Source organism: Gluconobacter sp. P1C6_b (assembly GCF_018811945.1).
GTDB lineage: Bacteria > Pseudomonadota > Alphaproteobacteria > Acetobacterales > Acetobacteraceae > Gluconobacter.
Map to the genome: position 1 here is coordinate 102,586 of NZ_JACRVU010000011.1, position 6,104 is coordinate 108,689.

The window sequence follows — 6,104 nt, forward strand, 5'->3', positions numbered from 1 at the left end:
CCGGCGGTGCAATTTTAATCGGGATCTCTGCCGGGCTTGCAGACGTTGCCCAGAACGGGCTGTGCGGAAGGGTCATAGGGCATGTCGAATTCTGGTCATGGAATGACCGAGGGGGAACGGTCTGCCTTTCTGGCCAGACTGAAGCATCTGTTCGCGGACTGGAAAGCCAGACCTTTCACGCCTGCAGAAAATCTGTTCCCGTCAGACCTCCTGAACTCCCTGCGACAGATCGGGGCACTGGATGGCCTTCTTTCTATTGAGGAAGGTGGGCTTGGATTGGCCTCTCCGTCTGACGGGGGGCGGCTTCTGTCGCTGCTTCTGCGGCGGACGGGTTATTTAAGCCTGTCTCTGGGACGGTGTCTTGAAGGGCATGTGAATGTTGTCCGTCTTGTGGCGCTGTATGGCACGCCAGAGCATCGTCATGCCTTGGCCAACACGCTGAAAAACGGGGTTCTGGCCGGGATATGGGTCACGGATGGCGAACCGCCTGTGACGCTGCGAAAGGAAGGCGAAACATACAGGCTTTCCGGGATCAAGGGATTTGCCAGCGGTGTCAGTGAGGTTGGTCTCGCGCTGATCACGGCAACGACCGAGCAGGAAGAGTCGGTCATGCTCCTCGTGCCGACCACGGATCCCTCGCGCAGGCGGCCCGGACCGGGCAAGCTGACCGGGATGCAGGCAAGTGGCACGGGAGCCTATGATTTTACCGGTCTGAGGGTCTCCGCTCAGGATATTCTGGGGTCTGCGGGGGATTATCTGCGGCAGCCTGAGTTTTCCGCGGGAGCGTGGCGCGGATCGGCCGTTGCGCTGGGCGCTGTGGACCGGCTGGTCGATCTGCTGAGGGAAGAACTTCTGGCCCGCAAGCGGGCTGACAACCCGCATCAGCTCTGCCGGATCGGAGAGGCCATGATCCTGCAGAAGACAGCCGCTCTGTGGGTTGGGCAGGCCGCGCAGGCGGCATGCGACTGTCCGGATAGGTCCCCCGAAGAGGTTACGGCGACTGTCAATCTGGCGCGGCTGGCCGTTGAACGCGCGGCCCTGGAACTGATCACGCTGGTACAGCGCGGTCTGGGGCTTTCGGCTTTTGTAAAAGGGCGGCCGGTCGAGCAGGTCATGCGGGATCTGGCGACCTATCTGCGACAGCCCGCTCCGGACGAGGCTTTGATCGAAGGCGCGGCGTGGTTTGTCAGGCATGACTGGCGGGAGAACTGCTTATGAAAGTCCGGAATATGCTTCAGTATTTCGCGGAATTTCCGGTTGCGCCCCTTGAGACAATCGCCCGCGGAACGGCACTCATTCTCTCCCCGCATCCGGATGATGAAAGTCTGGGATGTGGGGGATTTATCGCCTCTGCGGTGAGGGACGGGCGTTCGCCGGTGGTTGTGATCGTTTCTGACGGCTCTGCGTCGCATCGTGGTTCAGTGACATGGCCACCCGAGCGGATTGCGCGGCTTCGTCAGGAAGAAAGCCGGGACGCGTCGGCAGTGCTCGGCCTTCCTTCCGAGCGGCTACTGTTTCTGGAATTGCAGGATGCAGGCGTTCCAACACAAGGCGACAGTTTCGATGCCGTCATCCGTCACCTTGCTGAAATGATCGGCCGCTATGAGTGCCAGACGGTTCTGGTCCCGTGGCGGTACGATCCGCACTGTGATCACGAGGCTGTCTGGATGATGGGGCAAAAGCTGAAGGCTCTGTTGCCGCAGTTGAGGCTCCTGTCCTATCCTGTCTGGGGCGTGACGCTGCCGCCTGAAATGGAACTCGATGACGTCGCCCCGGCAGGATGGCGGCTTGATATCCGACCGTTTATGGGCAGAAAACGGGACGCCATTCAGGCGCATCGAAGCCAGAGGGGGCTGGTCGTGGATGATGATCCGGGCGGCTTTGTTCTTCCCGATCATCTGCTGGAGAAAATGCTTCAGCCCTATGAAATCTTTATCGCGTCATGAGTATGGGAACATGGAAACCGGAGGTCTTTGAACGTCTCTTTCAGGATAATCCTGACCCCTGGGGGTTTGAAAGCCGTCCGTATGAGCGCCAGAAACTCTCGCGGGTTCTGGAATGTCTTCCGGCCTCGCCCATTTCCTTTGCGGTGGAACTCGGATGTGCGATCGGCGTCGGCACCTTGGCGCTGGCGCAGCGTTGCGGGCGTGTTCTGGCCGTCGATGCTTCGGAAAATGCCCTGGCGATTGCAGGACGGCGGTGTGAGGGGCAGGAGCATGTCAGCTTTCTGAAAGCCTTCCTGCCTTCGGATTATCCTGCTGCGGAGGCTTCGGGCTGTGATCTCGTTCTGATCTCCGAGCTTCTGTATTTCCTGACGCCGCAAGACATTCGCAGTCTTGCGGGGATGGTCATGGAGAGTCTCCATCTCAAAGGCCATATCCTGATCGTCAACTGGACCGGACAGACGGATACGCCCTGCACCGGGAGTGAAGCGGCCGAAAATTTTATCCGGGCCTGCCATGAAAGACACTGGGTTCGGGACCTGTCAGAGCAGGGGGTGGGATATCGTATTGATCGACTGTTTCGATCGGGAAATTCTCCGGTGAGCGGCGTTTCATCTGGCGAAGGAGCTTGAGAACCCGCAGGGCCCGTTCATGATGCTGGTACAGTTCCTTCCTGTGGATGCAGACCACCGGAAGCTCCGGATAGGGGATATCGAGGAAAGAAGACCGGCTTTGCCAGTACGCGAGTTCTCTGCGGATGCGCAACAAACGCCGGGAAACGGGCTCGAAGGCATCGTCAATATATTCGTCCTGGGTGATCAAGCGCCGCGCCAGAGTTTCCGCCATTCCACCGCGTGCGCGACCCTGAAGGCGCGCCGAGACATAGACCTGCACTTGGGGCGCATGACGAACCGCAATGCCGTTCTGTCGCAGGGCTCTGGCAAATGCCCGGTCTTCTCCGGAAGGCACGTCCGGAATGCCGCCCACCCTGCGCCAGGCCGCATGCGTTACGGCGATACTGGCGCCTGAATGTTCCAGATGCCGTGGCCACGGGTCATGGGATTCGGGGCTGAGCAGAAGCCCGATCTGCTCCAGAAGCGCGCCATAGGCCCGTTCGGATTGTTCATCTTCATGAAGATGAAGCGGAATCTTTCTGTATTCTTCAGGCAGAAGCAGGACGCGCCCAAAAACCGCTTCCACAGGATATTGAATAAACGCCGCAAGAATGCTCTCGATCCAGTCACTGGCGACTTCGCTGTCGGCATCCGTGGTCAGGAGGATCGCATCAGGAGATGCGGTTCCGGCGGCATGAGCCATGGCGTCACGGCGCGCCTGTCCGGCACTCGCAATGGCCAGGGGATAGCAGGCCGTGACTGTTTCCAGTTCAAACGGAAGCCTGTGGGCTACAGAGAGAACCCGATCACAGGTCTCGTCCGTCGTATTGTTGATCCACAGAACGACCCTGTCCGGAAGGGACGTCTGCGCTGCCAGGGCGAGAAGACAGGCGACGATGTGGTCTTCTTCATTGCATACGGGGATCGCCACGATTCTCGGCTTTTTCCAGAACAGGGCCTCTTTGCCCCGCGATGCGGAAGCTGCGTCTTCCGTTCGTACATGAGCCATCCTCAGATGCTCACCATGAATAATGGAGCAAACACAGACTGAACCCGATCACGCGGGTTTTCAGGAGCATCAGGGAAAGTGCGGTCTGGAAAAGGCATGAGCGCCTCCATTGAGGAGACAACTCAATGGCTGGGAACAACCAGAGTTCAGATCACTTAAAAAAGACGTCGCTGTATCTGCTTCTGAGCGCAGAAGATCAGTATCTGTAGCGGTCTGAGTAGACCATCAACAGACATGGCAGAAAATCTGTTTTTCTGGCTGAAAGCCGTGGTGTCCGTACGGGCGCCATACCAGCCTATCCAGTCCTTTCTCTGGGTGTCTTAAAGTCTTTGAAATCATGAAGAAAATTATTTTCTAGGCGTCCAGTCCTATCTCAAGCTATCCAGGGAACGCCGACTTTAAGGGGGGCGGGAAGATGGGCGAGGTAGACTAATGAAGGTGGCACCACATCGGCTAAAGGCACGTCAAGTGGAGACCCTGCGAGAAGGGGCTCTGTCTGACGGCGGCAACTTGTGGGCCGTGGCACGAGGCGGGTCCAAGACATGGTCCTTCCGCTTCAAGTCACCGGCCACAGGCAAGCGTCGGGAAATGGGCTTCGGCCCCACCTACGATGTGTCATTGGCAACGGCTCGGACGTTGGCAGCGGACGCCCGTGCGCTTCTCCGGGAAGGTATCGACCCGATAGATGCCCGCGCCCGAAACAGGGAGGTCGGGAGAACCTTTGCTGAGACCGCTGAGCGATACATTACTGAGCAGACCCCCGGCTGGCGCAACGCCAAGACCGCCCCCATCTGGCGTAGCGTGCTCATCCGGTATGCCTATCCTGCCCTTGGCGAGAAGATCGTCTCCGCCATAGACACGGAAGACGTGCTTGCGATCCTCCGGCCGATCTGGTCTGAGAAGAATGAGACGGTAAACGGAGTTCGTGGGCGCATCGAGCGCGTACTTGACTACGCCAGGAGCCACGGTTGGCGTGAGGGAGAGAACCCTGCCCGTTGGCGCGGCCACTTATCCAACATCCTCCCAGCCCCCGGAAAAGTGACACAGGCAGGACATTTCGCCGCACTCGACCGGAGAGACGTGCCACGGGTCATGGCAGCTTTGGCCCAGTCGGAGGGGGTAGCGGCTAAGGTTGCGCGCTTCGTCTGCTTGACGGCGGCACGGTCCGGAGAGGCACGGGGCGCTGTCTGGTCGGAAATCGACCTCGAAGGGAGGGTCTGGACCATCCCAAAAGAGCGGATGAAAGCCGGGAAAGAGCACCGCGTCCCGCTCTGTAACTCGGCAATAGCAATTCTCCGGGAAGCCTTACCTTTGCGAGACACAAGACGAGGCGATCTCATCTTTCCGGGACAGAAAACCGGTAAGCCTCTGTCCGATGTTGCTGTCTCCAAGGCCCTTCATATTGCGGCTGGGACGAAGGCTGTCACGATACACGGCCTCCGGTCGACTTTCCGGGACTGGGCCGCTGAAGAGACTGACTATCCGCGTGAGGTGGCCGAGATGGCTTTGGCCCATACCGTGGGTTCAAGTGTCGAGAGGGCCTACCGGCGGGGCGATCTCTTTGCCAAGCGCCGACAAATGATGGATGACTGGGAGGGGTGGGCGAAATCCTGATGCTCTAATACGGCTATGCCCGCGATACCGTTTCGGGGTTTCTAATATTAAGAGAACTTAAAAACAGTACCGCTCGGGCAGTAACTATCGAACCCACCGGACATTATTTATGAATGTCACCTTATCATAGGAAGAGTCTAAATCTCGATAAATACCATTCGCTTGGGCGAATGCCTTGAGGTAGCGATTGCAGGAGCCATCCCATGACACAACTTCAATCTTCCAACCATGCTTTACTGCGCGTTCAAGTTGCTTAATGAAGCCTTTTCCATCGCTATAACCACTGCCATCTCCGGTGAGCAAAACAATAGTCTCTGGAGGGGAAACGTCTAGAACTCTATTTGCCATATTCAATTGGATTATCTCATCAACAGCGACTTCTCCGCCGGACACTGCGCGCTCTTGCGTTTCAAGATTGGCTCCAAGGCTTTCAAGCCGAGTCCAAAGCTGGTCATTATTGGGGGGAACTGATCCGCCGACAAAGGCATATGATACCGGACGTCCTGCGCTTACGAAATCAAGTAGTTTAGAAAAATGAATTCGAAATTCATTTTCATAACCCGGTTCTTGAACGCTGCATACGTTACGCCCGGAAAGCCATATATTGGAATTATCCCAAAATATATTCAAAGTCATAAATAACCCCATACGTATCAAGAAAACTATTGGTTAGATTAGGCCGTGTTGACAAAAGATCCAATCCAGAGCCTCGCGGCGGCGAGGTTGAGAAAGCTCATGAAAGACAGGACGGTCTTGTCGTAGCGGGTTGCGATGCGGCGCATCTGCTTGAGCCTGTTGAACATCCGCTCGATGCGGTTACGGTCCTGGTAGCGCCGCCAGTCTGTTTTCTGCGGCGCACTTCGGCCTTTGCGTGATGGAATAATCGGCAGGATCCCGTAGAGCAGTAGGTCCTGGCGGAAACTG

General features: G+C 57.4%; 6 protein-coding genes and 1 pseudogene. 4 read left to right on the top strand and 3 right to left on the bottom strand.

Features of this window, described 5'->3' with window-relative positions:
* Positions 1-81 precede the first annotated feature (81 nt).
* The 3 genes and pseudogenes from KP701_RS09590 to KP701_RS16285 all read left to right on the top strand — a co-directional run.
* Positions 82-1,218, top strand: a complete 1,137-nt coding sequence (locus tag KP701_RS09590) for an acyl-CoA dehydrogenase (protein WP_215746994.1) — start codon at positions 82-84, stop codon at positions 1,216-1,218.
* Positions 1,215-1,946, top strand: coding sequence for a PIG-L deacetylase family protein (locus KP701_RS09595; protein ID WP_215746995.1), 732 nt, complete (start codon positions 1,215-1,217; stop codon positions 1,944-1,946). The genes KP701_RS09590 and KP701_RS09595 overlap by 4 nt, the downstream gene beginning before the upstream one ends.
* Before the next feature lie 2 nt (positions 1,947-1,948).
* Positions 1,949-2,368, top strand: a pseudogene (locus KP701_RS16285) (methyltransferase domain-containing protein); the annotation flags it as partial.
* A 76-nt stretch (positions 2,369-2,444) separates the two neighbouring features.
* Here KP701_RS16285 and KP701_RS09605 read toward each other — a convergent pair.
* Positions 2,445-3,566 (bottom strand): glycosyltransferase family 2 protein, encoded by a 1,122-nt coding sequence (locus tag KP701_RS09605; protein ID WP_252345523.1) that lies wholly within the window; start codon positions 3,564-3,566, stop codon positions 2,445-2,447.
* Positions 3,567-3,998: 432 nt separating this feature from the next.
* Between KP701_RS09605 and KP701_RS09610 the strand changes: the two genes are divergently transcribed.
* Positions 3,999-5,180, top strand: a complete 1,182-nt coding sequence (locus KP701_RS09610) for a phage integrase central domain-containing protein (protein ID WP_215746997.1) — start codon at positions 3,999-4,001, stop codon at positions 5,178-5,180.
* A gap of 84 nt (positions 5,181-5,264) precedes the next feature.
* Here KP701_RS09610 and KP701_RS09615 read toward each other — a convergent pair whose 3' ends face one another.
* Both KP701_RS09615 and KP701_RS09620 read right to left on the bottom strand, forming a co-directional pair.
* Entirely contained in the window at positions 5,265-5,816 is a 552-nt protein-coding gene (locus tag KP701_RS09615; protein WP_215746998.1) for an NYN domain-containing protein, read from the bottom strand.
* Positions 5,817-5,854: 38 nt separating this feature from the next.
* Positions 5,855-6,104, bottom strand: a 250-nt coding sequence (locus tag KP701_RS09620; RefSeq protein ID WP_215746999.1) for a transposase, incomplete at its 5' end; no start/stop codon positions are given.

Excerpts from the sequence above, each read along its gene's own strand:
- KP701_RS09610 (WP_215746997.1), top strand. The coding sequence starts at position 3,999 with ATGAAGGTGGCACCACATCGGCTAAAGGCACGTCAAGTGGAGACCCTG.
- KP701_RS09590 (WP_215746994.1), top strand. The coding sequence starts at position 82 with ATGTCGAATTCTGGTCATGGAATGACCGAGGGGGAACGGTCTGCCTTT.
- KP701_RS09595 (WP_215746995.1), top strand. The coding sequence starts at position 1,215 with ATGAAAGTCCGGAATATGCTTCAGTATTTCGCGGAATTTCCGGTTGCG.
- KP701_RS09615 (WP_215746998.1), bottom strand. The coding sequence starts at position 5,816 with ATGACTTTGAATATATTTTGGGATAATTCCAATATATGGCTTTCCGGG.
- KP701_RS09605 (WP_252345523.1), bottom strand. The coding sequence starts at position 3,566 with ATGGCTCATGTACGAACGGAAGACGCAGCTTCCGCATCGCGGGGCAAA.